Source organism: Ruegeria sp. AG7 (genome assembly GCF_056541545.1).
Window position 1 is genome coordinate 224,014 of the sequence record NZ_JBQFYP010000006.1, and the last position, 23,553, is coordinate 247,566.

Below are 23,553 nucleotides of genomic sequence, written 5' to 3' on the forward strand. Positions count from 1 at the left end.
CATCGCGCCTGCCGGCACGATTCCCCCCGAGGATATTTGGGGCCAGATGAAGCAGGCAGGGGCAGGATGACCTGAGAGAAACCTGCCCCTAGACCTCAGAACTTGTACCGAAGCCCGAAATTGACACTGAACGTATCCAGATCGTCTTCGACAATGCCGGTCAACGCGCCGTTCGGGGCCAGTCGCCGCGACGAGACGTCAAAGGCGCGGGCATAGCGGGCGTCGACGGTAAAGGCGGTTGACGGGTTGATCTCGTAAGCCACACCGGCGATCAGCTGCGCGGCAAAGGTGGTGTCGCTGTCATCCAGTACCACACCCGGCCCATAGGCAAAATCCAGATCCGAATAGGTGGCCCCCAGACCAAACCCGGCATAGGGCGTCAGCGCACCCGCCTGTTTGAAATCAAACAGCACATTGGCAAACAATGAGGTCTGCGTGACATCGCCCGAGATATTGCCCTCGGCCCCCGGCCCGTTGCCCGAGAAGTTCACACCATCCACGTCGCTGTCGCGGTAAGACAGCTCCAGCTCAATCCGCGTGCCGAACCTGTCATTGGACCATTGCGGGATCTCCTTGCCGATGGCCACGCCCAGACCGAAACCCGCGTCGAACTCCGTGTCGACCGATTGCGGCGTGCCGCCGATCGTGCCCGCGAAATCGCTGTCCTGCAGCTGGCTGTACCCGACAAAGCCCTGAATATAGGTGCCGTCGCCCAGGCTCTGCGCGGCAAGCGCCGTCGCGCTGACGGCGAGGGCCGTTGAGGTAAGTAAAACGTGCTTGATCATGATTGTCTCCGTTGCTCCAAAACTCTGCTTGGCTTCGATGTGGGCGGGCTTGGCGGAAAGGAAAGGCGCGGGGCTATCACTTCGTTTCACAGGGTTTTGGACGCGCGTGAATGAATAGATCCGGGGCTGGGCAGGCCCGTTCATCTGCCGTCTCATGGTCCTCAGGTTCTGGTTCGGGGCAATTTGTGATAGGATGTTCCGGGGCAAAACTCAGGCATAAGACCAATCACCTCGGGCTTTCGGACTGTACTTAGCGGGAGAAGACCATGGCTTTTACAGATTGGTATGTTGAAGGAGAGAGTTTCGGGAACTGCAATTGCGGCTATGCCTGCCCCTGCCAGTTCGAAGAGTTGCCGACCCATGGCGATTGCCGGGGGTTCGAAGTGCTGGAGGTGAGCAAAGGGCATTTCGGTGACACCGACCTTAGCGGGACCAAAGCCGCGCTGATCTATGCCTGGCCGGGGCCGATCTTTGAAGGCGGCGGCGAGATGCAGGTGATCGTCGATCCCGCAGCAACCCCGGCACAGCGCGACGCGCTGGAAAAGGTCTTTCACGGTGAAGAAACCGAAGAGATGGCGACGCATTGGTACGTGTTCAGGGCAATGTGCGAGACGGTCCATGACACGCTCTACCTGCCGATCGAATTCGAGATGGACCTCGAAGAACGCACGGCCAGCGTTTCCGTTGGTGATGTCCTGAAATCCACCGGACAGCCGATCCAGGCCCCACATGGCGGCGGCGCGCATCGTGTGCGCATCGATATCCCCGGCGGGATCGAGTTTTCCATTGCCGAGATCGGCAGCGCCTCGACCCGCTCTGATGCCGCGATCAAGCTGGACCTGAAGGACAGCTATGGCCAGTGGCATCTACTGAAACACGGCCCCGGCGGGGTTGCCCACTGATCGGCACCCCTGTCAGGCGGCGTGTGCAGATGTGTTCGGGACAGGAGTCCAGCAGGGCAGCGTCAGATCCGCCTTCAGCACCCGAACCTCAAAGGGTTTCAGCACCGGCAACGCGGTTGATCCATAGCCACCGGCACCGCAGGCCAGATCCGGGAACAGGGTGAACAGCTCGCGCCTTGTGGCGGGTGCCATCGCGCCCAATGTCGTGCCACCGGGATAGAAGGATTCGGACCAGATGCCTTCGACGTTCACCAGCTCATGCCGGTCAAAGAGGATATGGACGTATTCGACCCCTTGCGCGGGCAGCTCCTGAACGATTGTTCGCCCGTTGATCAGCCCCTTGGCCGGGGCCAGCATCGCGGTCTCGCAATGCATTAGCTCCATCATCGCCGAGGTGGCGGCGATCCGGTGTTGTGGTGAGACGACCAGATCACGGCTTGGGCTGTTTGTCCCGAAACACCCCGCCATGATCCGTACCGGGCAGAGATGAGGGTCCTGCTGCAACTCCTGCGCTGACAAGCGACGCCTGCCGATCCAGCGCACCGGGCGGGTATGGCCCTTGGCGTTGACAACCGGGTCGCCGGGATTCAGCGTCTCGACCCGGCGCAGCCCGACGGGCGTCCGGATCAGGGACCCGGCGGTGAAACACACGAAAGACGGCAAGGTCTGATAGGTGGTTGGCGCTGCCGTCCCGCCAAAGCTGGTCCCCGTGATCGTATCGTTCAACTGCGCCTGACCCGAGGTGACGATGATGTAGCGCGGGTTCGAGAACTGAACCAGAATGAAGGTGACAGGCGCCCCGTTCACCGTTCCCGAATAGCTTTCGAAGGTGCTGAAATTCTGGCTTGTCCCGGAAAAACCGGGCAGGGCCGACAGGTCAAGCTGCGCGCTGTCAGGGTCGGGATCCTGCAACAAGGCGTCATTGTCGGTGATGTCAACGGAATAAGCGGCGGTTATATCGACGCTTTTATTGCTGTAGGGGTCTGCGCTGATTTCGAAAACGGTAATCGAGGCCACGGTCGAAAAGCATCCCTGAATGCAACATGATCATCCTTATGGTTGAGTAAATACACGCATGAAGTGTTAACATTTGATTTACCAAGCCACGGGACACCCGGTGTTCTTGACCGCACGTACAAAAAAAGCCCCGGTCGAAACCGGGGCCTTTCGCATTCAATCTAAGGGTTGGCAGATTACTCGGCGCTTTCCTCTTTCTTTTCTTTCTTCTCGGGAACGATCTCTTCACCGGTTTCCTGATCGACCACTTTCATCGACAGGCGGACCTTGCCGCGATCGTCAAAGCCCAGCAGCTTGACCTTCACTTCCTGACCTTCCTTCAGAACATCCGACGGATGGTTCAGGCGGCGGTTTTCGATCTGGGACACGTGGACCAGACCGTCCCGCTTGCCAAAGAAGTTCACGAAGGCACCAAAATCGACAATCTTGACCACCTTGCCGGTATAGACCTGACCTTCTTCCGGCTCGGCCACGATCGACCAGATCATGTCATAAGCCTTCTTGATCGATTCCCCATCGGGCGATGCGATCTTGATGACGCCATCGTCGTTGATGTCGACCTTGGCACCCGAAACCTCGACGATCTCGCGGATGACCTTGCCGCCCGAACCGATCACTTCACGGATCTTGTCGGTCGGGATGTTCATGGTTTCGATACGCGGTGCGTGGACCGAGAACTCGTTGGTCTCGGACAGGGCTTTGCCCATCTCGCCCAGAATGTGCATCCGACCGTCCTTGGCCTGTGCCAGGGCGGTTTCCATGATCTGAGGTGTGATGCCCGCGACCTTGATGTCCATCTGAAGCGAGGTGATGCCGTTTGCAGTACCCGCAACCTTGAAGTCCATGTCGCCCAGGTGGTCTTCGTCACCCAGAATGTCGGTCAGAACCGCGTAAGACCCGTCATCTTCCAGGATCAGGCCCATGGCCACACCGGCAACCGGGGCTTTCAGCGGAACACCTGCATCCATCATCGACAGCGAACCGCCGCAGACAGACGCCATCGAGCTGGAGCCGTTGGATTCGGTGATCTCGGACACCACGCGGATGGTATAGGGGAAGTCGGTCGGCGCAGGCAGAACCGCCTGAAGTGCGCGCCATGCCAGCTTGCCGTGACCGATCTCGCGACGGCCGGGCGAACCCACGCGGCCCACTTCACCAACCGAATAGGGGGGGAAGTTGTAATGCAGCAGGAAGTTCGATTTGAAGTTGCCGTGCAGCGCGTCGATGAACTGCTCATCGTCGCCGGTGCCCAGCGTGGTCACGGCCAGCGCCTGGGTTTCACCGCGGGTGAACAGGGCAGAGCCGTGTGTGCGCGGCAGCAACGAGGTTTCGGCTTCGATGGCGCGAACATCGGTGGTCGAACGACCGTCGATGCGCTTGCCGCCCTTGACGACGTCACCGCGCAGAATGCCGGCTTCCAGCTTTTTCATCGCCGAACCAAGGTTGGCGTCTTCCAGCTGTTCCTCGGTCAGCGCTTCTTTGATCGTTTCACGGGCAGCGGCAACAGCGGCGGTGCGCTCCTGCTTGTCGGTGATCGCGAACGCGGCGCGCATCTGCTCTTCACCGGCAGCCGACACGGCGGCGTAAAGCTCCGAGTAATCGGGTGCGACGAATTCGAACGGCTCTTTCGCGGCGTCTTCGGCCAGCGAAATGATCAGGTCGATGACCGGCTGGATCTGCTCATGCGCAAAGTTCACCGCACCCAGCATTTCGGCCTCGGACAGCTCATAGGCTTCCGATTCAACCATCATCACGGCGTCTTTGGTACCGGCAACAACCAGATCCAGACGCTGTTCAGGGTTCAGGCGCAGGTCCTGCATGTCGTCCACGGTCGGGTTCAGGACGTATTCGCCATCCACGAAACCAACGCGGGCACCGGCGATCGGGCCCATGAACGGCGCGCCGGAAATGGTCAGCGCAGCCGACGCGGCGATCATCGCAACGATGTCGGGATCATTGACCAGATCGTGGCTCAGCACGGTGCACATCACCAGAACTTCGTTTTTGAAACCGTCAACGAACAGCGGGCGGATCGGACGGTCGATCAGACGCGCGGTCAGCGTCTCTTTCTCGGTCGGGCGCGCCTCGCGCTTGAAGAAGCCACCCGGAACCTTACCGGCGGCATAATATTTCTCTTGGTAATGTACGGTCAGCGGGAAAAAGTCCTGACCGGGTTTTTGGCTCTTGGCAAAGGTCACGTTGGCCATGACGCTGGTTTCGCCCAGCGTGGCAATCACGGTGCCGTCGGCCTGACGGGCAACCTTGCCGGTTTCCAGTGTCAGCGTCTCCTCGCCCCACTGCATCGATTTCTTCGTTACATCAAACATATGCGTATCCTAGAACGGAGCACTCCCGCCCCTGCGGGTCTCCGGTTTTGCATGGCGGCCCCATTGCCGCCGACCCCATTTATCTTCCGTTCGAGTGCCGGGGTCAGGGCACAACGTCTCAGATACCGCGCGCATACATGAGAATGCGTTGGAAGGAAAGCGAAACCGAAAAAGCTGGCCGGATCATGCTGAGGCAGGCCCTGACCCCTCGCAGCGCGATACAAGGCACAGGGGCCGCATGATGGTGCGATGCGTGCCATTGCCCCCCGTCCGGGAAATGGCCTGACAGAACCGGATCACTGCGCTAACCTCACTTTCATTGGGGGTGCGAATGAAAAGACGGCTTACGACAGTGCTGGCGGCTGACGTTGTCGGGTACTCGGCGCTTATGGATCAGGACCGGCAGGGTACACTTGCAGCGCTGAAATCGTTCCGTGACGACACGCTCACTGCCCTGCTGGAAACCCACAACGGCACATTGATCAAAAGCATGGGGGATGGCTGGATCGCCGAATTCCGGTCAACGTCCGACGCGTCGGATTTTGCGATTGCCCTGCAATCCTGCGACAAGCCCGAAGGGCTGCGGCTGCGCATCGGTATTCACACGGGTGAGGTCATCACGGAAGGCGAAGACATTTTCGGTGATGGCATCAATGTCGCTGCCCGGCTCGAAGCATTGGCCAAACCCGACCAGATCCTGATCTCGGACACGGCGCATCACAGCCTTGACCGGGGCGATGCGGCCCTGTTCGACGGCGGCGGGCAGGCCGAGCTGAAGAACATCACGCGCCGCGTTGGTGTCTGGTGCTGGCCAAAGGGTTCAACCGCCCATCTTGCTACACCCGCCGACACTCGTCCGGGGATCGCCGTTCTGCCCTTCGACAACATGTCCGGCGACCCCGAGCAAGAGTTCTTTGCCGACGGCATAACCGAAGACATCATCACGGAACTGTCGCGCTTTCGCTGGCTGATGGTCGTGGCCCGCAACTCGTCCTTCATTTTCAAGGGAAAAACGACGGATATCCGACAGGTCGGCCTGACGCTCGGGGTTCGGTATGTGCTGGAAGGGTCCGTCCGACGCGCGGGACAGCGTGTCCGGATCACCGGGCAGTTGATTGATGCGGAAAATGGCAGCCACCTGTGGGCCGATCGCTTTGACGGAGTGCTGGACGATATCTTCGACCTTCAGGACAAGGTCACGCAAGAGGTCGTCACAGCGATCGAGCCATCGCTGCGCCACGCCGAAACGAACCGGTCCCGCGCCAAGCCGACAGAAAATCTCGAAGCCTATGAACTCTACCTTCAGGCGCTGTCGCATTTTCATCTGCTGACAGATGACGCCAATCGCGAAGCCATCCGGCTGACAACGCTGGCGCTGGACCGCGACCCGGATTACGCCGCTGCCGCAGGGCTGCTGGCCTGGCTGCATATTCAGCGGCTTGTGCAGGGGCTTGATCCCATCGGCGAAGGGCCCAAGGCCGCCATCAGCGCGGCTGAACGCGTTCTCATGAGCGACCGCTCCGACGGCATTGCCATGGCTTATGCGGCGCATTCAATCTCGATGCTGGCCCGCGACCTGCCGCGTGCGCGTGCGGCGTTCAAACAGGCGCTGGCCGAAAACCCCAATGCTGCAAGTGTTCACATGCTCGCCTCCATCAACCTGTGCATGTTGAACCGACCGGATGAGGCTTTGGACCACGCAACACATGCCATTGAACTCAGCCCGAAAGACCCGATGCGTCATGCGGCACATATCGCCCGGGCAAGTGCACTGTTTCAGCTGTGCCGGTATGACGAGGCCGCCGCCGCAGCGCGTGACGCTCTGGCCGTTCGGTCCGGATTTGTCATGAGCCACCTGATGCTTATTGCCGCCTTGGGTCAAATGTCGGATGCCGCAGCGGCGCAGGCGGCGATAAGCGACCTGAAAGCATTGCGCCCGGATATCACCGCTTCCTCGGATCAGACCAGGCTGCCGATCTTTACCGTTCCGGCCTGTTCCGAAAGCTGGCGCGAAGGGTGGAAAAAGGCCGGTCTTCCCGAATAACGGCTGATCTACAGACACGCGTCCTGCTGCTGCCACGAAACGCCGCGCGCGCCCCGGCTGGCGGCGTCCGGGGGGGGCGACTGTCTGTTCAAGTGTGATGTTCACCACAGAGAGAATTCAAAACTCGTCTATTGTGCAGGCTTATTGTGTCAAAGTTAAAGAAAGTAGGTTTACCCATGAAGCTCCATTCCGCCTCTGGCATTTCATTCAACCCTGATGTGTTCGACGAGTCATTCATCGAGATGCTCGACAAGCTCCCCGAGGACGCGGTGGAGGACATCGACCTTGATGCAGGCCCCAAGATGCCGCTGATGACAGCCCCCGCCGCCGAACCAAGCGCGGCGGACGTGGCCGCGATCATGGAAAGCGCATGGGAAGAGCTTTATGCCTCAGACGAAGGGGCCGATATCCGCGCGCTACCGGCCGACCAGCAGGCGCAGATCAAGGCGCGGTTCCTGTCTCCCGACCCGATACCCGAGGCCGAAGCCGCCACGGTTCCCGTCGATGCCGCGCCGTTCTCGGTGCATGAAACTGCGGACAGCCTGATCCTGATGCAGGGGGACACGCCGCTTTTGGGGGCTCCGCTGGGCACCAGCAGGAAAAAGCGCAAGAAGGCCGCGCTGAACACCTTTATCGGGGCCGCCGCCAAGGCGTTTGCCGATATCATCACGATGGCCATGGCCGCGCTGGGGGTTTATCAGGCGCTCGGAACCAAGACGGTGACACGGGCCGGGGCCGGGATTGCCGTCAAATGCAGCGGCCCGATCAGCCGCCACGCCGGTGCAATCGCCAAGGCCGGAACGGCGGGCAGCGATCTGGCCATGATGAAGGCAATGCTGGGCGTCGCCAAGGCGTCCGTCGGGTTCACCAAACTTGCGGGCATCGTTCTGACCGACATGAGCGGCCTTGAAAAAGCCGCTGCGATTGCCACCTGCGTCGGCGGCATGACCCTGGCCGTCGCCTCGGCAAGCGGGTCGTTCTGGCTGTCGATGCTGGCGATGGTAACCGCGGTTGCGATGTTCGTGATCGACACCGCCTTGGCGGTCGATACCTACAAAAAGTGGCAGGCAATCTGACCAGAGACATCAAAAGCCATACCGAGCGGCGTCGCGGATGGGCACCGCGGTGCCGTCGCGGCTGTTTGCCTAAGTGCTCATGCTTCTGAGAACTCGTTGATAGAAGGCGCCGTCCGCATCCTCATCTGCACGACTTGCGACCCATTCCAAATCCAAATTCAGTGCCCCTACGGGAACGATCTTCCGCGCGATTTCGGGCGGAGTGGTTTTGTCAGTCCTTCCATTCTTCCAATCGTGAAAGGCTGATGAGTATCGAACAACCGCCCCGCTGGTCGGCAAATCGAGCAACCCGCCCTCGGCAAAGAACATCAACCCGTCACCCATTTCTTCCCCGATGAGTTTGAGCCTGTTTCCCAAACGATGTTTGAGGATGGCCACAAACACTATCGCCGCGGAAAACGTGAATTTATCAACAAGCACAACAACCTGCTTGCTTGCGATTTGCGAGATCGCGTCTATCAAAGGCATAGTCAGAAGAAAATCGCCGCCGGTGTTTCCGCGAACGTCAATCAAAAGCGTTCCGTTCGGACGGGCGCGCACGCGTTCCACCGCGGCTGAGACGGCTTTGTGCAGCGTTGTTTCGTTCGGAGCAAAAAAGCTCGGCAACGCTATTGATAGCCCAAGATCTTGCCAGTCCTTTATTTCCGCAAAAGTCTCAGGCACCCAGGTTGGATCATCCTTGCCGTGCTCATTTCTCGGGTAGAGCATCGATCCAGGAACAGTGTTTCCATTTGCCACTTTCAGATTGGTTATCTGCCCATTCTCGTCCTGCACACGATACTCGGTCGTTCCACCGTTTGACGAAAAACCCAAACGTGCCAAGGCGTACGGCCAAGCCAAAAGAATCGGTCCGATGACTCGCTTCCTTTGGCACGTTCCCGCAAGAAACTGCTCCGCCTTTGCTTCAATCTGGCTCAAAGCTGCGCCGTTAACCGCAATAAGTTCTCCTCGTGGTGCAGTTATCTCTGGAAACGCGCCGACGAGTTGCACAGAACGCCCTACGCTCACGAACCTCAGCGGAAGCACTTTGATCGCATCGTTCGGGATCAGCCGTGTGTGCCCATTGTCGGGAAGTGCCAGTAGACGCATCGCGGACATCAAGAAGGCTTCGGTGGAGCCTTCCAAGGCGTATCGCCGGGTTTCACTAATGCAATTGTCTATCACCGCATATTCGATCTGCTGAAAGCTGGGATCGGTCGGCAAGACAGTTTCTAAAATTTGGTTTAGGTCTTCCGTGAGCGACATGCCTCACGATGCGCATGGCCGTTCGTCAATGTCCAGATTGGGCTCACCTTGCCAACCAAGATTGAGTTTACCACTGCAGCTTTGGTCGGTTGGAATACTTGACATTCGTCCACATAAGAAAACGCCCGCCAATTGGGCGGGCGTACAAATCTTACAAACCGGGGTTCAGAACCGGTACAAAACGTAACAATTACGTTTAGCGGCGGATGCCCAGCTTTTTGATCAGGTCCTGGTAGCGCGCCTCTTCCTTGCCCTTCAGGTAGTCCAGCAGCTTACGGCGCTGAGCAACCATTTTCAGCAGACCACGACGACCGTGGTTGTCTTTCTTGTGGGTCTTGAAGTGCTCGGTCAGGGTGTTGATGCGCGAGGTCAGGATAGCAACCTGAACTTCAGGCGAACCGGTGTCGCCTTCTTTGGTTGCGAATTCTTGCATGACGCGTGTTTTTTCAGCGGCAGTGATCGACATCGGGGTCTCCTTTTAAGGTTAGAGTTGATGGCGCAGGCCGGGATGTCGTCCAGCACAGGCCCATGGAGAAGACCGCACCGATTCCGATGCGGATGGGCGCGTATAAGCGCATTTGACCCAAATGGCAAAGGGTTTCTGTGGGCTCAGATCATCTGACCGTATTGCGCCAACTGGGCTTCGGTGATCAGCTGAATGTCGGCCGCTGTCATCCCTTCGGCACCATATACCTGCGCAACTTCCTGGCCATCTATGAAAACCCTTGTCAGGTTGGCGTTTTCGGCGTCGACCTCAACCTCGATTGCCGGGTCGGTCTCATCCTCCCACGTCACCAGCAGCTTGTCTTCGCCGGGTTGAAAACCCATCACGGTCACCTGATCGTCGCCGGGGTTCAGCACGATATCATCGGCCCCGGCTCCGCCCGTCACCACGTCTTTGCCGCCTGCCAGAATGGTATCGTCACCCGCACCGCCGTTCAGGAAATCCCTTTCGGCGGCACCTTCTTCGATCCCGAAAACAAAGTCGTTTCCGTCCCCGCCAAAGACAGTATCCTCACCTTCGCCACCGTTCAGAACATCATCCCCGAACCCGCCCTGCAACGCATCATCCCCTGCGCCGCCGTCCAGCCTGTCGTCGCCCTGACCGCCAAACAGTTCGTCCTCACCCGCACCGCCATCCAGAGTGTCGTCACCAAAGTGACCGTAAAGGGCGTCATCCCCGTCATCTCCGAACAAAAGGTCGCCATCCGCCTCACCGTGCAGGATGTCATTTCCCTGCCCGCCCGATATTTCATCCGCGCCGTCGCCCCCGTGCAGAACGTCGTTGCCCTTGGCACCGTTTATCGTGTCGTCCCCGCCGTAGCCGTTGATCTGATCGACACCGTCCTGCCCGGTAATCACGTCCGAACCATCGCCACCGGCAATCACGAGATCGCCTTCAAATTCCGAGATCACAGTCCCGGTGGAGGGTGCCTCGCTACTGTCCGGCGAAGGTTCGGTGTTAGCGTTTTCCGGGTCTTCGACACCTTCACCGATGACCAGAAACTCACCGGTATCAACCTCAGCCGATGGCTCACCTTCCGGGTTTTCATCCGGCGTGTCGTCCTCTTCGATCAGAAAATCGCTCATCGCGTAAGCAGCGCCGCCGATGGCGGCCAGTCCAAGCAATCCGGCCAGAAACATTGAACCCCTCCGAAAGCATGATGCTCCGAGGGTGGAATATCCCATGTCGCCCGTCATCAGGTCAAAGGTAAACCTTTGAAATGGTTAATCCTTTGTCACCAGACCTCAGGCTGCCGCGTATAGGCGATATAAAGCGGATGTTTGGGGTGACCGTCTTTGGTCAGGCCCAGATGGAACAGCGATTGGCCGGTGCCTCGCAACAGGGTCTCGACCGCAGGGCCGCGCTCCAGATGCGCACCATGCGTGCCCCAGGCCGCGATGACCTGATCGGCCCATTGCACGCCGTCCAGAATGGCCGCGTCATTCTCGGGCCCGACCGGATCGGCGGCAGCCCGCATTTTGCGCGGGTCGGTGTCGCGCCAGGCAAAGATGTTCGTGACCTGAAACGCGCCGAACCCAAGCGCGCGTGCGCGCCGTTCACAGCGTTCCACTGTCGGATCGTTCTGCACCTCGGTCGCAGTTGACGGGTTCAGCATCACAAATAATGCCTTGCGCCCTGTCGGGTCCCACACACGGGTCAGGCTATAGCGGTATTTCTCGCAATCGGAATAGATGGCGGTCGAGGGCGCGTCGCCCTTGGTATGGGAACGGGTGATCATGCCCTTCGCCTAACACGGCTCTCAGTCGACGAACACCCGGCTGGGGTGCAATTCACCGGATTTATAGATGCCCACGGCCAGGGCCTTGCCGTCGAACGATGCCCAGGCCTCGTCGCCGTATTCCACGTCCCCAGCCAGAACCATGCCCGGATTGCCATTGCGCAGGCGGGTGGCGCCTTCGGGTGTGCATTTCAGTTCGGGCAGGTCGGACAGGCCGGTTTCCAGCGGGTGCAGATATTCGTCCAGCGCGGTTGTTTTCGCCATTTCGTCGATCTGCTCGATGCTTAACCCGTCCTCGGCCTCGAAGGGGCCGGACCAGATGCGGCGCAGTTCCTTGACGTGGGCGTGACAACCCAGCGCCTCGCCCAGATCGCGGGCAATCGAGCGCACATAACCGCCTTTGCCGCAGGTCATTTCCAGCAGCACGTGATCTTCGTCGGGGCGGTCGACAAGGATCAGTTCCTCGACCCAGAGGGGGCGGGCGGTCAGCTCCACGTCCTCACCATCGCGGGCCAGTTTATAGGCGCGCTGGCCGTCGATCTTCACCGCCGAGAATTTGGGCGGCACCTGCATGATATCGCCCAGAAACCGGGTCAGCGCCTGCTTGATATCGTCATCCGAGGGGCGCGTATCGCTTTGCGCGATCACTTCGCCCTCGGCATCGTCCGTGTTGGTGGCCTGCCCCAGGCGCACAGTGAAGGTATAGGCTTTCAACGCATCGGTGATATAGGGAACGGTCTTGGTTGCCTCACCCAAGGCAATTGCCAGAACGCCGGTCGCCTCGGGATCCAGCGTGCCTGCATGGCCCGCCTTTTTGGCATCCATCGCCCAACGCACCTTGTTGACCACGGCGGTCGAGGTCATGCCCGCGGGCTTGTCCACCACCAGCCAGCCGGAAATGTCGCGACCCTTGCGTTTACGTCCCATCATGCACCTTGAATCTTGCTAAGGCGCGCGAGTTAGCGGATCACTCTGCCGCTGTCAATTTGCGGGCATTTCTTCGACCACGCCGACAATCGGCCCCAGCGAGAATCCGAGATCCGAGCGGTTGCTGGCCCGCTCATACATCCGCGAGATATTGCCGTCGAAAAACAGCGCGTTTGGTGTGCCAAGCACATCGCGGAACAGACGCCCGAATTCGTGGAAGGTGACATAATCTTCCGAGATCGCAAACACCGCTCGCGTACCGTCGGAACTGGTGCCGACCCCATTGCGAACATAAAGCGAGGTCGAATCGGGCAGGAAGCGCGGGTGCAGTTCTCCGTCGATCACAAGCATAGGGCCGGATTGGGTAGCAAAGCGGCAGGTGGGGGCCTGATCCACGTAATCAAGCGTTTCAAACACATCCGCCCGGCCCTTGCGGATGCAGAACACGCCATTGGGCAGCAACCCGAAATTGCCGGGGCCGGGGTTGGCGATCACACGCATCTGTTCCTGCCCGTCCTCGACATAGTGGCCAACCGGTGAACGGTCGTCGTGATACATGCCCGCGTTCATTGCAAAAGCCAGCCGTTTGCCTTCCGGGGCCAGCACTTCGTTGACCGACGAAAAATGCCCCAATACCTGACCGTCTTTGCCGTTCAGAAACAGCCGCAGATCTTCAATGGCGGCATCGACGTTACAAACCGTATAACGTTTGTCCTCATGGGTCAGCTTTTCACAAGTGACCGCGCCTGCCTGCGCGGCCCAGAGAAGCGTCGCCAATGTGACAAACGTGCGGATCACTCGTCCAGATCGCGGCGCACCGCGTCCTGTTCGAACATACGGCGGGTGTCGTCCAGACGGTCAAACGTGTCATCCAGCCGAAAGCGCAGATCGGGCGCGAATTTCAGGCCGACTTTCTTGCCGACCATACGCCGCAGCTCACCCTTGTTGCGGGCCAGCAGCTCGATTACGTCCTCCTGCCCTCGGCCGCCAAGGGGCAGCACATAGGCGGTGGCGATCTTCAGATCGGGCGAGGTGCGCACCTCACCCACTGTGATCGACAAGCGGTTCAGGTCGGGGTCATGGACATCTCCGCGCGCCAGAACTTCGGACAGAGTGCGACGGATCAGTTCGCCGACACGCAGCTGCCGTTGGGACGGGCCGGGGCCATCATGGAATTTGTTCTTTGCCATAATCCCCGATCTAAGCGCAAAGCGGGGCTTTGCCAAGCGGGCGCGAACGGGGTAGGAGGCTTCGAGCCGACTTAACGAAAAGGACCAGCGCAATGACCCATATTCCGGGGATCGTCATCACAGGGGCTTCGGGCCGTATGGGGCAGATGCTGATCAAGACCGTCACCGACAGCGATCAGGCGCGCCTGGTGGGTGTGGTCGAGCGGAAAGGCCATGACTGGATCGGTCAGGACGTGGGCAAAGCGATGGGCGGCCCCGCGCTGGGCGTGACCGTGACCGACGACCCGTTGGAGGCGTTTGCACAGGCGCAGGCCGTAATCGACTTTACCGCGCCCGAAGCGACTCTGGAATTTGCCGCGCTGGCCGCGCAGGCGCGCTGTGTGCATGTGATCGGCACCACCGGCATGTCCGACGAACAGATCGCAGCTTTGGAACCCGCGTCGCGCCATGCGGTGATCGTTCGGGCCGGAAACATGAGCCTTGGCGTCAATCTTCTGGTGCAATTGACCAAAAAGGTCGCGGCCGCATTGGATGAGGATTTCGATATCGAGATCATCGAAGGTCACCACCATCACAAGGTCGATGCACCTTCGGGCACGGCGCTGATGCTGGGTGAGGCCGCAGCCGAAGGGCGCGGCGTCGAGTTGTCGGATGTGTCCGACCGGGGCCGGGACGGCATCACCGGCGCGCGCAAGCGCGGAGATATCGGCTTTCACGCTATTCGCGGCGGCGACATCGTGGGGGAACATGATGTTCTGTTCGCCGCCCCCGGAGAACGCATCGTCCTGCGCCATCTGGCCACGGACCGCGCCATCTTTGCCCGCGGCGCGCTGAAGGCGGCCCTGTGGGGGCAGGGCAAGGCGCCGGGTCAGTATGACATGGTCGATGTGTTGGGGTTGTAGGCGCTGCTAAACATACGCGGTCAAATCAACAAATCGAATGAATGCGGTGCTCCAAAAAAGCACCGCAGCAACAAGCGGTGCTTTTCTTACAAGTCCCTGATCTTGTCGGCGCGCAGCGGGCAGGCGAGGTAGACGCCAAATTCCTGACCGATATCAGCGCTGACCCGCGCGTGTACTGCACCCTGCCGGTCGAGGAACCGCTGGTTGTTTTCAACCGGGAATATCCCCTCGTGCCAGATACCGGGATGGATATACAGCCCGCGCGAACCGTCGCACCAGAACGCCACCACCTTTTCCGGCGTCAGGTTGTCGCCGGGCAACGCGGCAGGAATGATGAAGGGCTTGTTGTCGAGCGGCCAGAACATCTGCCCGCCATCCGGGTGATAGTTCATGTGCCACAGCAGCACCTGATCGCGGGGCGCTGTTTGGCGGCTTGTCTGCGCCTGCTGCGGATCGGTTGACCATCCCAGGACATAGTGGCCATTGACCGCTTCGTTCTCGCCGTAAAGCACGTCTCCCTTCCACTCACCGCGAAAGGTGCCTTCGACCCAGCCGCCTTCATCGCCTGTGCCTTCGTCGATCGGCCGCCACCCCTGTTGTGGCCAGCGGGTGATCTCGATCTCGAACTCTTCGGGATCATCGACCAGACATCCATAACCTTTGACCGAGGCGTCCGTTGCGCGGATCAGGGGAACCTCGTGCCAGGGCAACGAGGGTTTGGTGCTGGCTTCAAAGATATATTCCGGGGCGTTCATGCGGCCTCCATGTGCTTGTCGACCATACGCTGCACCATCGGCGCAAAATGTGCAAAGTCAGGGGTTTCCATATCCGCGCGTTTTCCGGCCTCATCCAGATAGCGGACCTGAATGATCTCTTTCAGGTTCGGGTTGGCTTCGAACGCGGCAACTTCTTGGGCGCTCATCGGGCCACCTTGCAGTTCCAACGTGTGAACCGATGCGGCGGACAAGCGATTGAAATATTCGGGCTTGGTGGCACACAGATACCGCTTGGCCGCCACGTGATAGCGGCAGCAATCGGTGATGACCGAAGGGAAGAACTGCTCCAGTACCTCGGCGCCTGCGTCCTCATGGTGGCGGTCTTCGGTGTCATCCGGGTGGTAGGTGCCGAACTCGGATGTGAAATGGCCGATGTCATGCAGCAATGCGCCGACGATGATTTCCTCGGGCATCCCGTTCTGCTCGGCAATGGTGGCGCCTTGCAGCATGTGCTGGGCCATGGTGACAGGCTCGCCCAGATATTCTTCACCGCCGCGGCGCGCAAAGATGTCACCGATGAAGGCAACGATATTGTCCCGGTTCAGGGTCGAGAAATCGGGTTTCATTCCGCTGCCTCCGGCTGCGCCATCTCCATCGCCGCCAGTGTGGACAGCAACCCGTCCTTGTCGGCGTAACATCCCTGCAACCAGCGCGATCCGGCTCCGGAATAGCCAAGCCGCGCGTGCAGGACGCGGGTGTTGTCGACGATAAAACTTTCCCCCGGTTCCAGTTTGAAGGAAACGCCCATCGCCGGATCGTCGATGATATTCCCCAATTGGCGATAGGCGGCGTAATAAGCCTCCATCTTGTCGAACGGCACGTCTACGAAGGGGGCAGAAGAGCGGTTGTTGAAGCGGATGCCGATCAGCTCGCCATCCGGCGACAACTCGATCATCGGACGGCGTGACCGCAGGCAGACCCCGTCCGAGCCCTTGTATTCGAACCGCGCCGGATATCCGGCCATCAGGGCAAAGCCTTCGGGGTTTGCGTCACGCAGTTTTTCGATAGCGCGGAAGCCATCAACAACGATGGAATCCCCGCCTTCAGCCGAGTTTTCCAGACAATAGAGGATTTGCAAGGTCGGCACCGGGTCGCGATAGGGGTTGTCGGTATGCGCCTGAAGGCCAAGCCCGGTATAGGCAAGGTTGGTCGGGTTCACCTCGGTCCGCACTTCGAAATAGGGGCCATAATTGGTTTCGCGGACATAGCCGAACAGGCCAGCGACCTTCAGCAGCGATTCAGGCTCGGTCGGGCCGCCGGTCAGCTTGGCAAAGCCGAACTCGGCCACAGCGGCCAGCCAATTGCGCTTGGCAGCCGGGTTGGCATGGACCTCGTTCCAATCGCCGCTGGGCGCGGCGATGCCACTCTCCCAGGTCGTGATGCCGGCGGCGATGCGACCCAGCGCAATGTCATGATCGCGGTCATAGCTGTTTTCGGCCAACCAGTCCGCCGGGAAGGTAACGGTTTTGCCCTCAGGCTGGAACGTGACTTGCAGGTCACCCGCGACCACCTCGACTGAACTGACCGAAATGTCGGCAGGAATATCGCCGATGGTGATCAGGCGCTGACCGTTGCCCGGTGCGCGGGTATCAGCGTCCAGCGCGTTGTCGCGCAGCCAGATGGCGTGGAAACGGGCCTTGGTCCCGGTGTCAAACGCGACTGTAACAATCGAGGTGTCGTGGGTGGCGGTGCGCAGCATTGGGGGTCTCCTGTTCGGCGCGGGCTTTGGTTGAGCAGATACGCCGTTCGTGGCATTACGACAATTAATCCTTATTTCGGCTGAGGCTTGGAAAAACTAATGGCTAAGAATAAGACCGGATTACCGCCGCTGGATTGGTTGCGCGTGTTCGAAGCCGCCGGGCGGCTTGGCGGGTTCTCGGCCGCGGCGAAAGAGTTCGGGTTGACGCAGGCCGCTGTCAGTCAAAGGATCGGCAATCTTGAGGCGTGGCTGGGCCGGTCCCTGTTTGTGCGCGAGGCGCGCGGCGTGTCGCTGACGGTCGAAGGTGAAAGCTATCTGCCGCTCGTGCAGGACAGCCTGCTGGCGTTGGAACGCAACACCGAGGATCTGTTTGGAAAATCGCCACGCGAACTCAGGGTCGCCGGGTTGTCGTCAAACATTCACGCCCTTGTTGTACCAGCCCTGCCTGTGTTCCGAAATCTGCGCCCCGAGGTGCGGGTGATGACCGACTCGGTTGCGCGCCGGTCGTCGCTGGACGAGGAACGCACCTGGCTGCAAATCCGCTATGGCAGGGGGGTGTGGGCCGGGCGCGACGCGGTATTGATCGCGCGCGAGGTGCTGGTGCCGATGGCCGCGCCGGGTGTTGAATGGGGTGCCCCCCTGATCGATCTGCGCGGTGAACGTCCGGGCTGGCGCGAGTGGGTCCGGAAATGCGGGCATGGAGAAGTCGCGCCATCACATGTCAGTTTCGATTCGATGGAGCACGCCGTTTCGGCGGCAAGGCGCGGAATGGGGATCGTTCTGGGCTCGGTTCCGCTGGCGTCCGGTGACCTAAAGGATGGCCGGTTGCGCAGGTTGGAGCTGCCAGAGCTGCAAACCAAGGACGGGTATTGGCTGTCATGGCCTGAAGATCGGGCGCAGTCCAGGAAACAGCGCGCCCTGATCGATGATTTTCTGAAGGCCCTGCGCGGTTGAGGGCCTAGAAATCGATGGCGATGCCTTTCTTTTCCCAATCGCCGTAACGGGCGGGGTCCAACCCATCGCGTCCGCCCAGTTCCTTGGGCATTTCCCTGGCCTCGGCCCGGGCTTTTTGGCGGCGTTCTTCCGCTTCAGCCAGCGCGCGTTGGGCGGCGGGGGGCAGGTCTTTGCGGTCGTCACTCATGACATCGGGTTCCTTTCCGTGCATAGCCTTGATATACGCCCGCGTCCGCCAATGGCAATGCGGGCACAGGTCACATGAAGGCAGTACCATGACAAACAGCGCGACAGCAGCACGGCGCAGCGCAATCTATCTATTGGATCAGGTTCTGGGCGAAGGCCGCCTGTTGTCTGAATGCCTCGCTGCGGGCGCTTTGGATCGGTTGGGGCCAGAGGATCGCGCGCGTGCCCAGCGGCTGGCGTCGGAAACCCTGCGCGGGCTGGAGCGCGCCGACCGTCTGCTGGACAACCACCTGAACCGAACACCCGCCCTGACCGTACACAACGCGCTGAGGCTGGGTGCGGTCGAACTGTGCAACGGGGAAGCCGCGCATGGGGTGGTGAACTCCATGGTTGAAATCATCAGCCGCTCGCGCAAGCACGGGCGTCTGAAAGGGCTGGTGAATGCTGTTTTGCGCAAGGTCGCGTCCGAGGGTCCAGAGGCATGGCCGAAAATGCGTGTCCCGCGCCTGCCGGAGTGGTTGCGAGAACCTCTGATCGCGGCCTGGGGTGCCGAAGCGGTTGCCGGTATGGAACAGGCGCATTTCGCGGGCGCACCACTGGACCTTACACTGAAGCCGGGGGCAGAAGGCCCCCCGGGCGAAAAGCTGCCCACCGGGTCTGTGCGTATTCAGGATGCGGGTCAGGTCTCGGCCTTGCCGGGATACAAGGCTGGGGATTGGTGGGTGCAGGACGCGGCAGCCGCGCTGCCGGTGCGTGTTCTGGCACCGAAGGCGGGCGAGAAGGTGTTGGACCTTTGCGCGGCTCCGGGCGGCAAAACGATGCAACTGGCTGCGGCGGGGGCGGATGTGAAGGCGCTGGATGTATCCGCGGCGCGCACCGAACGCGTGCGCGAAAACCTCGCCCGGACCGGGTTGCAGGCAGAGGTCATCGTGGGTGACGCTCTGGACCATCAGGGTCAGTACGACGCAATTTTGCTGGACGCACCCTGCTCGGCTACGGGTACGATCCGCAGGCATCCTGACTTGCCTTTTGCCAAGGATGGCTCGGAATTTGGCGGACTGATTGATTTGCAGGCGCAGATGCTGGCCCATGCGTGGACGCTGCTGAAACCCGGCGGGCGGCTGGTCTATTGCACCTGTTCGCTCTTGCCGGATGAGGGCGAGGTTCAGATCGAAGACGCGCTGGGCATGTATCCGGACATGCGTGTTGATCGCGCCGCTCTGAACTTACCCGGCATCGAAGACAACTGGATCACTGAGGAAGGCGGCCTGCGTCTGCGGCCCGATTACTGGCCCGAGCGCGGGGGTATGGACGGGTTCTATATCGCCTGCCTGAACAAATCCGCCTGAGTGCACGCTTTTCGATGACTTGACGATCGGCGCGGTCTATCGTTGGGTCTCAAGCGCCAGCAGAGCGCAAGGGGCAGAGTAACACGCGCATGTCAAATTCGGACACCATGGCCAGTCGGTGGATGCGGTTGCAGAACCGTTTCTACGCGCGTCTCAGCCAACGGCAAAAGGCCGCCACGGGGTTTGTTGCGCAGCCCCAGCCGCGTACCGTTGGTTCGTTTGCGCGCGGGCGGCAGCTGGTTGCGGGGAATCTCTTGTTCGCCGGCTATCTGGTCGAGGCAGACGATACCGCGTTGTGGGATGTCATTGCCCCCAGCGCCGGCTTTGACGAGGAACGCCATGGTTTTGCATGGCTGGATGATCTGGCCGCTGTCGGTGATATGCGCGCACGGGAAAAAGCGCAGCGCTGGGTTTGGGGCTGGATCGAGACGCATGGCCGCGGGCAGGGCCCGGGCTGGGTGCCTGACCTGACCGGGCGGCGGGTGATGCGCTGGATCAACCATGCGCTTTTTCTGCTGCGCGGGGCAGATGAAAAGCAAAGCAAACTGTTCTTTCGGTCTTTGGCGCAGCAAACATGGTTCCTGTCCAAACGCTGGCAGGCCGCGACGCCCGGGTTGCCGCGTTTCGAGGCGCTGGCCGGTCTTGTGCAAGCCGGATTGGCGCTGGAGGGGTTGGAGCAGATGGCCGATCCGGCCCTGCGGGCTTTGGCTGGTGAGTGTGACCGGCAGGTGGATGCGAAGGGCGGTATTCCAACACGCAACCCGGAAGAGCTGCTTGAGGTGTTCATGCTGCTCAGCTGGACGTCGGCGGCGCTGAGCGATCTTGGACGCGGCACACCTGTCGCGCAGGCCAAGGCGATCAAGCGGATCGCACCGACCTTGCGCAGTCTGCGCCATGCGGATGGCGCGCTGGCGCGGTTTCACGGTGGCGGGCGCGGGGTCGAAGGGCGGCTGGAACAGGCGCTTGCGCAAAGTGGCGTCAAGCACAAGGCGGCGACCGAACTGCCAATGGGCTATGCCCGCCTGGCCGCAGCACGCACCACGGTGATCGTGGATGCCAGCGCGCCGCCCTCCGGAGCGGCCTCATTCAACGCGCACGCCTCAACGCTGGCGTTCGAGCTGACCTCGGGGCGCCGCCCTTTGATCGTGAATTGTGGATCGGGGGCCAGTTTCGGGCTGGATTGGCGCCGTGCCGGGCGTGCGACCCCATCTCACTCAACCCTGTGTCTGGACGGGTTCTCGAGCGCGCGGTTGGCCAACCCGTTGCCGGGCCGCGAAAGTCAGGCGCTGGTCGACGCGCCACAGGACGTTCCAGTCGATTTTGAAGATGCGTTCGAAGGCATCCGTTTCATGGCCGGGCATGACGGATATGTCAAAGTCTTCGGGCTGACCCACGCGCGCACATTCGAATTGCGCTTTGACGGGCGTGAGCTGACGGTCGAGGATATTCTGCTGACCGCAACCGACAAGGCCAAGCGTCAGTTCGACAGGGCGTTGGACGCCTCGGGCCTCAAGGGCATTGGCTATGACATCCGTTTTCATCTGCATCCTGACGTTGATGCGGCGCTGGATCTGGGCGGGGCGGCAGTGTCGATGGCGCTCAAAAGCGGCGAGATCTGGGTTTTCCGCCATGATGGCGTGGGAAAATTATCTGTCGAACCAAGTGTTTACCTTGAAAAGGGCCGTTTAAAGCCACGCGCGACAAAACAGATCGTTCTATCTGGCCGCGCAATGGAGTATGCGACGCGCATCCGGTGGACGCTGAGCAAGGCGCAGGATACAGCCTATGCCGTGCGCGATACGCACCGGGACGAGCCCAAGTTTGACTGACGCCAAAAGGACCTTTGGACCCATGACCGACCTTCATCCCGTGCGCCGCGCGTTGCTTTCCGTTTCCGACAAGACCGGGCTGATCGAGCTGGGCAAGGAGCTGTCCGAACGCGGGATCGAACTGTTGTCGACAGGCGGCACCGCCAAGGCGCTGCGCGATGCAGGGCTTGAGGTTCGCGATGTCAGCGAAATCACCGGGTTCCCCGAGATGATGGATGGCCGGGTCAAGACGCTGCACCCGATGGTGCATGGCGGGTTGCTGGCGCTGCGCGACAATGACACCCATGTTGCGGCGATGGAGGAACATGGCATCGGCGCCATCGACCTGCTGGTCGTAAACCTCTACCCGTTCGAGGCAACAGTCACCAAGGGCGCGGGCTATGACGAGTGTATCGAGAATATCGACATCGGCGGCCCGGCGATGATCCGCGCGGCCTCAAAAAACCATTCCTTTGTGAACGTGGTGGTGGATGTCGAGGATTATTCGTCCCTGCTGGATCAGCTGGAAGAAAACTATGGCAAGACATCCTATGGCTTCCGCCAGTGGCTGGCGCAAAAGGCCTATGCCCGAACAGCGGCCTATGACGCCGCTGTTTCGAACTGGATGGCGGATGCGCTGCAACTGGACGCTCCCAAGCGCCGCGCGTTTGCCGGTGAGTTGAAGCAGACCCTGCGGTATGGCGAAAACAGCCACCAGCAGGCAGCGTTCTACACGGACGGCACCAACCGCCCCGGTGTCGCCACCGCCGTACAGCATCAGGGCAAGGAACTGAGCTATAACAACATCAACGACACGGACGCGGCCTTTGAACTGGTGGCCGAGTTTGATCCAGCGACAGGCGCGGCTTGCGCCATCATCAAACACGCCAACCCTTGCGGTGTAGCCACAGGTGCAACCCTTCTCGAGGCGTACAAGGCGGCATTTGACTGCGACCGCACCTCGGCTTTTGGTGGCATTGTTGCGCTGAACCAGCCGTTGGATGCAGAAACAGCGCAAGAGATCACGGGCATCTTCACCGAGGTTGTGATTGCCCCCGGTGCCTCGGACGAGGCCAAGGCGATCTTTGCCGCCAAGAAAAACCTGCGCCTGCTGACGACCGAGGCGCTGCCGGATGTAACCGAAGGTGGCAAAACCGTCCGTCAGGTGGCTGGCGGGCTGTTGGTGCAGGATAAGGATAACGGCTTTATCGGCATGGACGACCTCAAGGTCGTGACCAAGAAAGCCCCGACTGACGCGCAGATGCGTGACCTGTTGTTCGCGTGGAAAGTGGCCAAACACGTCAAATCCAACGCCATCGTCTACGTCAAGGATGGCGCGACCGTGGGTGTTGGCGCGGGGCAGATGAGCCGAGTGGATTCGGCCCTGATCGCGGCCAAGAAAGCCGAACGCATGGCTGAAACGCTGGGCTTGCCGCAGCCGCTGACCATCGGTTCGGCCGTGGCATCGGATGCGTTTTTCCCCTTCCCCGACGGGTTGATGGAAGCCGCCGAAGCGGGCGCGACCTGCGTCATTCAGCCGGGCGGGTCCATGCGCGACGATGAAGTGATCGCCGCAGCCGATGAGGCCGGACTGGCGATGGTCTTCACCGGTATGCGTCATTTCCGTCACTGATGCGGTCACGCCTGCTTCTCTGGGCAGCCTTGGCCGCCTTTGCGATCGACCAGATCAGCAAATATCTGGTCGTTCACGTCCTGCGCGTGGCTGAACGGCCCGACGGTATCGATGTTCTGCCACCGCTGCTGGTGTTCAAATACGGCGAGAATCGAGGCATTAATTTCGGCCTGTTTCAGGGCGACTCTGAGGCCGCACGCTGGTTTCTGATCAGTGTGTCCGTGGTGATCTGTATCGGTGTTCTTGTCTGGCTTGGTCGTTCGACGCGTTCGAAATTCATGTTGCTCTGTGGCGGCCTTCTGATCGGCGGAGCGCTTGCGAATGTGATCGACCGGCTCCTCTATGGGTTTGTTCTGGATTTCCTGAACATGTCCTGCTGTGGCATCAACAACCCGTTTGTGTTCAACTTGGCGGATGTGTTCATATTCGCCGGAGCGCTGGGGCTGGTTTTGTTTGACGGCAAAAAGCCCTCGTGACGCGCGGAATGATT

Annotated in this window: 23 protein-coding genes; 9 read left to right on the plus strand and 14 right to left on the minus strand. The window is 60.5% G+C overall.

Annotated elements, in window-relative coordinates:
* Positions 1-95: 95 nt before the first annotated feature.
* Complete coding sequence (locus ACR0BF_RS10585) at positions 96-785, minus strand: outer membrane protein (protein WP_480624873.1); 690 nt, start codon at positions 783-785, stop codon at positions 96-98.
* 266 nt (positions 786-1,051) lie between these two features.
* Between ACR0BF_RS10585 and ACR0BF_RS10590 the strand changes: the two genes are divergently transcribed.
* Entirely contained in the window at positions 1,052-1,687 is a 636-nt protein-coding gene (locus ACR0BF_RS10590) for a DUF1326 domain-containing protein (protein ID WP_480624874.1), read from the plus strand.
* Between the two features lie 12 nt (positions 1,688-1,699).
* On the opposite strand, the gene ACR0BF_RS10595 is transcribed toward ACR0BF_RS10590, so the two are convergent.
* Both ACR0BF_RS10595 and pnp read right to left on the minus strand, forming a co-directional pair.
* Positions 1,700-2,704 (minus strand): Hint domain-containing protein, encoded by a 1,005-nt coding sequence (locus ACR0BF_RS10595; RefSeq protein ID WP_480624875.1) that lies wholly within the window; start codon positions 2,702-2,704, stop codon positions 1,700-1,702.
* Positions 2,705-2,880: 176 nt separating this feature from the next.
* Positions 2,881-5,031: a polyribonucleotide nucleotidyltransferase gene (pnp, locus tag ACR0BF_RS10600; protein ID WP_480493947.1), complete on the minus strand. Its 2,151-nt coding sequence runs from the start codon at positions 5,029-5,031 to the stop codon at positions 2,881-2,883.
* Positions 5,032-5,362: 331 nt separating this feature from the next.
* Between pnp and ACR0BF_RS10605 the strand changes: the two genes are divergently transcribed.
* Both ACR0BF_RS10605 and ACR0BF_RS10610 read left to right on the plus strand, forming a co-directional pair.
* On the plus strand, positions 5,363-7,075 hold the full coding sequence (locus ACR0BF_RS10605; RefSeq protein ID WP_480605473.1) for an adenylate/guanylate cyclase domain-containing protein: 1,713 nt from the start codon (positions 5,363-5,365) through the stop codon (positions 7,073-7,075).
* 176 nt (positions 7,076-7,251) lie between these two features.
* Entirely contained in the window at positions 7,252-8,151 is a 900-nt protein-coding gene (locus ACR0BF_RS10610; RefSeq protein ID WP_480493945.1) for a hypothetical protein, read from the plus strand.
* Between the two features lie 69 nt (positions 8,152-8,220).
* Here ACR0BF_RS10610 and ACR0BF_RS10615 read toward each other — a convergent pair whose 3' ends face one another.
* From ACR0BF_RS10615 to rbfA, 7 genes are all read right to left on the minus strand, one after another.
* A complete protein-coding gene (locus ACR0BF_RS10615; RefSeq protein ID WP_480474256.1) occupies positions 8,221-9,396 on the minus strand; it encodes a S41 family peptidase in 1,176 nt (391 codons plus the stop codon).
* A 196-nt stretch (positions 9,397-9,592) separates the two neighbouring features.
* Positions 9,593-9,862 (minus strand): 30S ribosomal protein S15, encoded by a 270-nt coding sequence (rpsO, locus tag ACR0BF_RS10620; RefSeq protein WP_480474255.1) that lies wholly within the window; start codon positions 9,860-9,862, stop codon positions 9,593-9,595.
* A 143-nt stretch (positions 9,863-10,005) separates the two neighbouring features.
* Entirely contained in the window at positions 10,006-11,040 is a 1,035-nt protein-coding gene (locus ACR0BF_RS10625; RefSeq protein ID WP_480624876.1) for a calcium-binding protein, read from the minus strand.
* A gap of 95 nt (positions 11,041-11,135) precedes the next feature.
* On the minus strand, positions 11,136-11,639 hold the full coding sequence (locus ACR0BF_RS10630; protein ID WP_480624877.1) for a DUF1643 domain-containing protein: 504 nt from the start codon (positions 11,637-11,639) through the stop codon (positions 11,136-11,138).
* A gap of 21 nt (positions 11,640-11,660) precedes the next feature.
* Positions 11,661-12,566 (minus strand): tRNA pseudouridine(55) synthase TruB, encoded by a 906-nt coding sequence (gene truB / locus ACR0BF_RS10635; protein ID WP_480624894.1) that lies wholly within the window; start codon positions 12,564-12,566, stop codon positions 11,661-11,663.
* 54 nt (positions 12,567-12,620) lie between these two features.
* Complete coding sequence (locus tag ACR0BF_RS10640; RefSeq protein ID WP_480517979.1) at positions 12,621-13,364, minus strand: phosphodiester glycosidase family protein; 744 nt, start codon at positions 13,362-13,364, stop codon at positions 12,621-12,623.
* Entirely contained in the window at positions 13,361-13,756 is a 396-nt protein-coding gene (gene rbfA, locus ACR0BF_RS10645; protein ID WP_480474247.1) for a 30S ribosome-binding factor RbfA, read from the minus strand. The genes ACR0BF_RS10640 and rbfA overlap by 4 nt, the downstream gene beginning before the upstream one ends.
* A 92-nt stretch (positions 13,757-13,848) precedes the next feature.
* On the opposite strand from rbfA, the gene dapB reads away from it, so the two are divergent.
* Positions 13,849-14,658, plus strand: coding sequence for a 4-hydroxy-tetrahydrodipicolinate reductase (dapB, locus tag ACR0BF_RS10650; RefSeq protein WP_480517976.1), 810 nt, complete (start codon positions 13,849-13,851; stop codon positions 14,656-14,658).
* Positions 14,659-14,744: 86 nt separating this feature from the next.
* Here the strand turns inward: dapB and ACR0BF_RS10655 are convergent, their stop codons facing one another.
* From ACR0BF_RS10655 to tmpA, 3 genes are read right to left on the minus strand one after another with little or no spacing between them, the layout of a single operon-like run.
* Positions 14,745-15,413, minus strand: a complete 669-nt coding sequence (locus ACR0BF_RS10655; RefSeq protein WP_480474243.1) for an ureidoglycolate lyase — start codon at positions 15,411-15,413, stop codon at positions 14,745-14,747.
* On the minus strand, positions 15,410-16,000 hold the full coding sequence (gene tmpB, locus ACR0BF_RS10660; RefSeq protein WP_480493940.1) for a (R)-1-hydroxy-2-trimethylaminoethylphosphonate oxygenase: 591 nt from the start codon (positions 15,998-16,000) through the stop codon (positions 15,410-15,412). Before tmpB ends, ACR0BF_RS10655 begins: the two co-directional genes overlap by 4 nt.
* Entirely contained in the window at positions 15,997-17,133 is a 1,137-nt protein-coding gene (tmpA, locus tag ACR0BF_RS10665) for a 2-trimethylaminoethylphosphonate dioxygenase (RefSeq protein ID WP_480624878.1), read from the minus strand. The genes tmpB and tmpA overlap by 4 nt, the downstream gene beginning before the upstream one ends.
* 99 nt (positions 17,134-17,232) lie before the next feature.
* Here tmpA and ACR0BF_RS10670 point away from each other — a divergent pair, with 99 nt between their 5' ends.
* Positions 17,233-18,087, plus strand: a complete 855-nt coding sequence (locus tag ACR0BF_RS10670) for a LysR family transcriptional regulator (protein ID WP_480493939.1) — start codon at positions 17,233-17,235, stop codon at positions 18,085-18,087.
* A gap of 4 nt (positions 18,088-18,091) precedes the next feature.
* On the opposite strand, the gene ACR0BF_RS10675 is transcribed toward ACR0BF_RS10670, so the two are convergent.
* On the minus strand, positions 18,092-18,274 hold the full coding sequence (locus ACR0BF_RS10675) for a DUF1674 domain-containing protein (protein WP_480474237.1): 183 nt from the start codon (positions 18,272-18,274) through the stop codon (positions 18,092-18,094).
* An 88-nt stretch (positions 18,275-18,362) separates the two neighbouring features.
* Between ACR0BF_RS10675 and ACR0BF_RS10680 the strand changes: the two genes are divergently transcribed.
* From ACR0BF_RS10680 to lspA, 4 genes are all read left to right on the plus strand, one after another.
* Positions 18,363-19,622: an RsmB/NOP family class I SAM-dependent RNA methyltransferase gene (locus ACR0BF_RS10680; RefSeq protein ID WP_480517971.1), complete on the plus strand. Its 1,260-nt coding sequence runs from the start codon at positions 18,363-18,365 to the stop codon at positions 19,620-19,622.
* A gap of 89 nt (positions 19,623-19,711) precedes the next feature.
* Entirely contained in the window at positions 19,712-21,451 is a 1,740-nt protein-coding gene (locus tag ACR0BF_RS10685; protein WP_480622584.1) for a heparinase II/III family protein, read from the plus strand.
* A 22-nt stretch (positions 21,452-21,473) separates the two neighbouring features.
* The gene (purH, locus tag ACR0BF_RS10690; protein WP_480624879.1) at positions 21,474-23,063 is read left to right on the plus strand and encodes a bifunctional phosphoribosylaminoimidazolecarboxamide formyltransferase/IMP cyclohydrolase; all 1,590 of its coding nucleotides are present in this window, start codon (positions 21,474-21,476) and stop codon (positions 23,061-23,063) included.
* On the plus strand, positions 23,063-23,539 hold the full coding sequence (gene lspA, locus ACR0BF_RS10695) for a signal peptidase II (protein WP_480474233.1): 477 nt from the start codon (positions 23,063-23,065) through the stop codon (positions 23,537-23,539). Before purH ends, lspA begins: the two co-directional genes overlap by 1 nt.
* Positions 23,540-23,553 lie beyond the last annotated feature (14 nt).

What these genes read in the sequence shown, in the direction of transcription:
- truB (WP_480624894.1), bottom strand. Translation starts at nt 12,566, where the DNA reads ATGGGACGTAAACGCAAGGGTCGCGACATTTCCGGCTGGCTGGTGGTG.
- ACR0BF_RS10680 (WP_480517971.1), top strand. Translation starts at nt 18,363, where the DNA reads ATGACAAACAGCGCGACAGCAGCACGGCGCAGCGCAATCTATCTATTG.
- ACR0BF_RS10675 (WP_480474237.1), bottom strand. Translation starts at nt 18,274, where the DNA reads ATGAGTGACGACCGCAAAGACCTGCCCCCCGCCGCCCAACGCGCGCTG.
- tmpA (WP_480624878.1), bottom strand. Translation starts at nt 17,133, where the DNA reads ATGCTGCGCACCGCCACCCACGACACCTCGATTGTTACAGTCGCGTTT.
- ACR0BF_RS10685 (WP_480622584.1), top strand. Translation starts at nt 19,712, where the DNA reads ATGTCAAATTCGGACACCATGGCCAGTCGGTGGATGCGGTTGCAGAAC.
- ACR0BF_RS10655 (WP_480474243.1), bottom strand. Translation starts at nt 15,413, where the DNA reads ATGAACGCCCCGGAATATATCTTTGAAGCCAGCACCAAACCCTCGTTG.
- ACR0BF_RS10630 (WP_480624877.1), bottom strand. Translation starts at nt 11,639, where the DNA reads ATGATCACCCGTTCCCATACCAAGGGCGACGCGCCCTCGACCGCCATC.
- purH (WP_480624879.1), top strand. Translation starts at nt 21,474, where the DNA reads ATGACCGACCTTCATCCCGTGCGCCGCGCGTTGCTTTCCGTTTCCGAC.
- pnp (WP_480493947.1), bottom strand. Translation starts at nt 5,031, where the DNA reads ATGTTTGATGTAACGAAGAAATCGATGCAGTGGGGCGAGGAGACGCTG.
- ACR0BF_RS10610 (WP_480493945.1), top strand. Translation starts at nt 7,252, where the DNA reads ATGAAGCTCCATTCCGCCTCTGGCATTTCATTCAACCCTGATGTGTTC.
- ACR0BF_RS10615 (WP_480474256.1), bottom strand. Translation starts at nt 9,396, where the DNA reads ATGTCGCTCACGGAAGACCTAAACCAAATTTTAGAAACTGTCTTGCCG.
- dapB (WP_480517976.1), top strand. Translation starts at nt 13,849, where the DNA reads ATGACCCATATTCCGGGGATCGTCATCACAGGGGCTTCGGGCCGTATG.
- ACR0BF_RS10590 (WP_480624874.1), top strand. Translation starts at nt 1,052, where the DNA reads ATGGCTTTTACAGATTGGTATGTTGAAGGAGAGAGTTTCGGGAACTGC.
- lspA (WP_480474233.1), top strand. Translation starts at nt 23,063, where the DNA reads ATGCGGTCACGCCTGCTTCTCTGGGCAGCCTTGGCCGCCTTTGCGATC.
- ACR0BF_RS10625 (WP_480624876.1), bottom strand. Translation starts at nt 11,040, where the DNA reads ATGTTTCTGGCCGGATTGCTTGGACTGGCCGCCATCGGCGGCGCTGCT.
- tmpB (WP_480493940.1), bottom strand. Translation starts at nt 16,000, where the DNA reads ATGAAACCCGATTTCTCGACCCTGAACCGGGACAATATCGTTGCCTTC.
- rbfA (WP_480474247.1), bottom strand. Translation starts at nt 13,756, where the DNA reads ATGGCAAAGAACAAATTCCATGATGGCCCCGGCCCGTCCCAACGGCAG.
- ACR0BF_RS10605 (WP_480605473.1), top strand. Translation starts at nt 5,363, where the DNA reads ATGAAAAGACGGCTTACGACAGTGCTGGCGGCTGACGTTGTCGGGTAC.
- ACR0BF_RS10585 (WP_480624873.1), bottom strand. Translation starts at nt 785, where the DNA reads ATGATCAAGCACGTTTTACTTACCTCAACGGCCCTCGCCGTCAGCGCG.
- ACR0BF_RS10670 (WP_480493939.1), top strand. Translation starts at nt 17,233, where the DNA reads ATGGCTAAGAATAAGACCGGATTACCGCCGCTGGATTGGTTGCGCGTG.
- rpsO (WP_480474255.1), bottom strand. Translation starts at nt 9,862, where the DNA reads ATGTCGATCACTGCCGCTGAAAAAACACGCGTCATGCAAGAATTCGCA.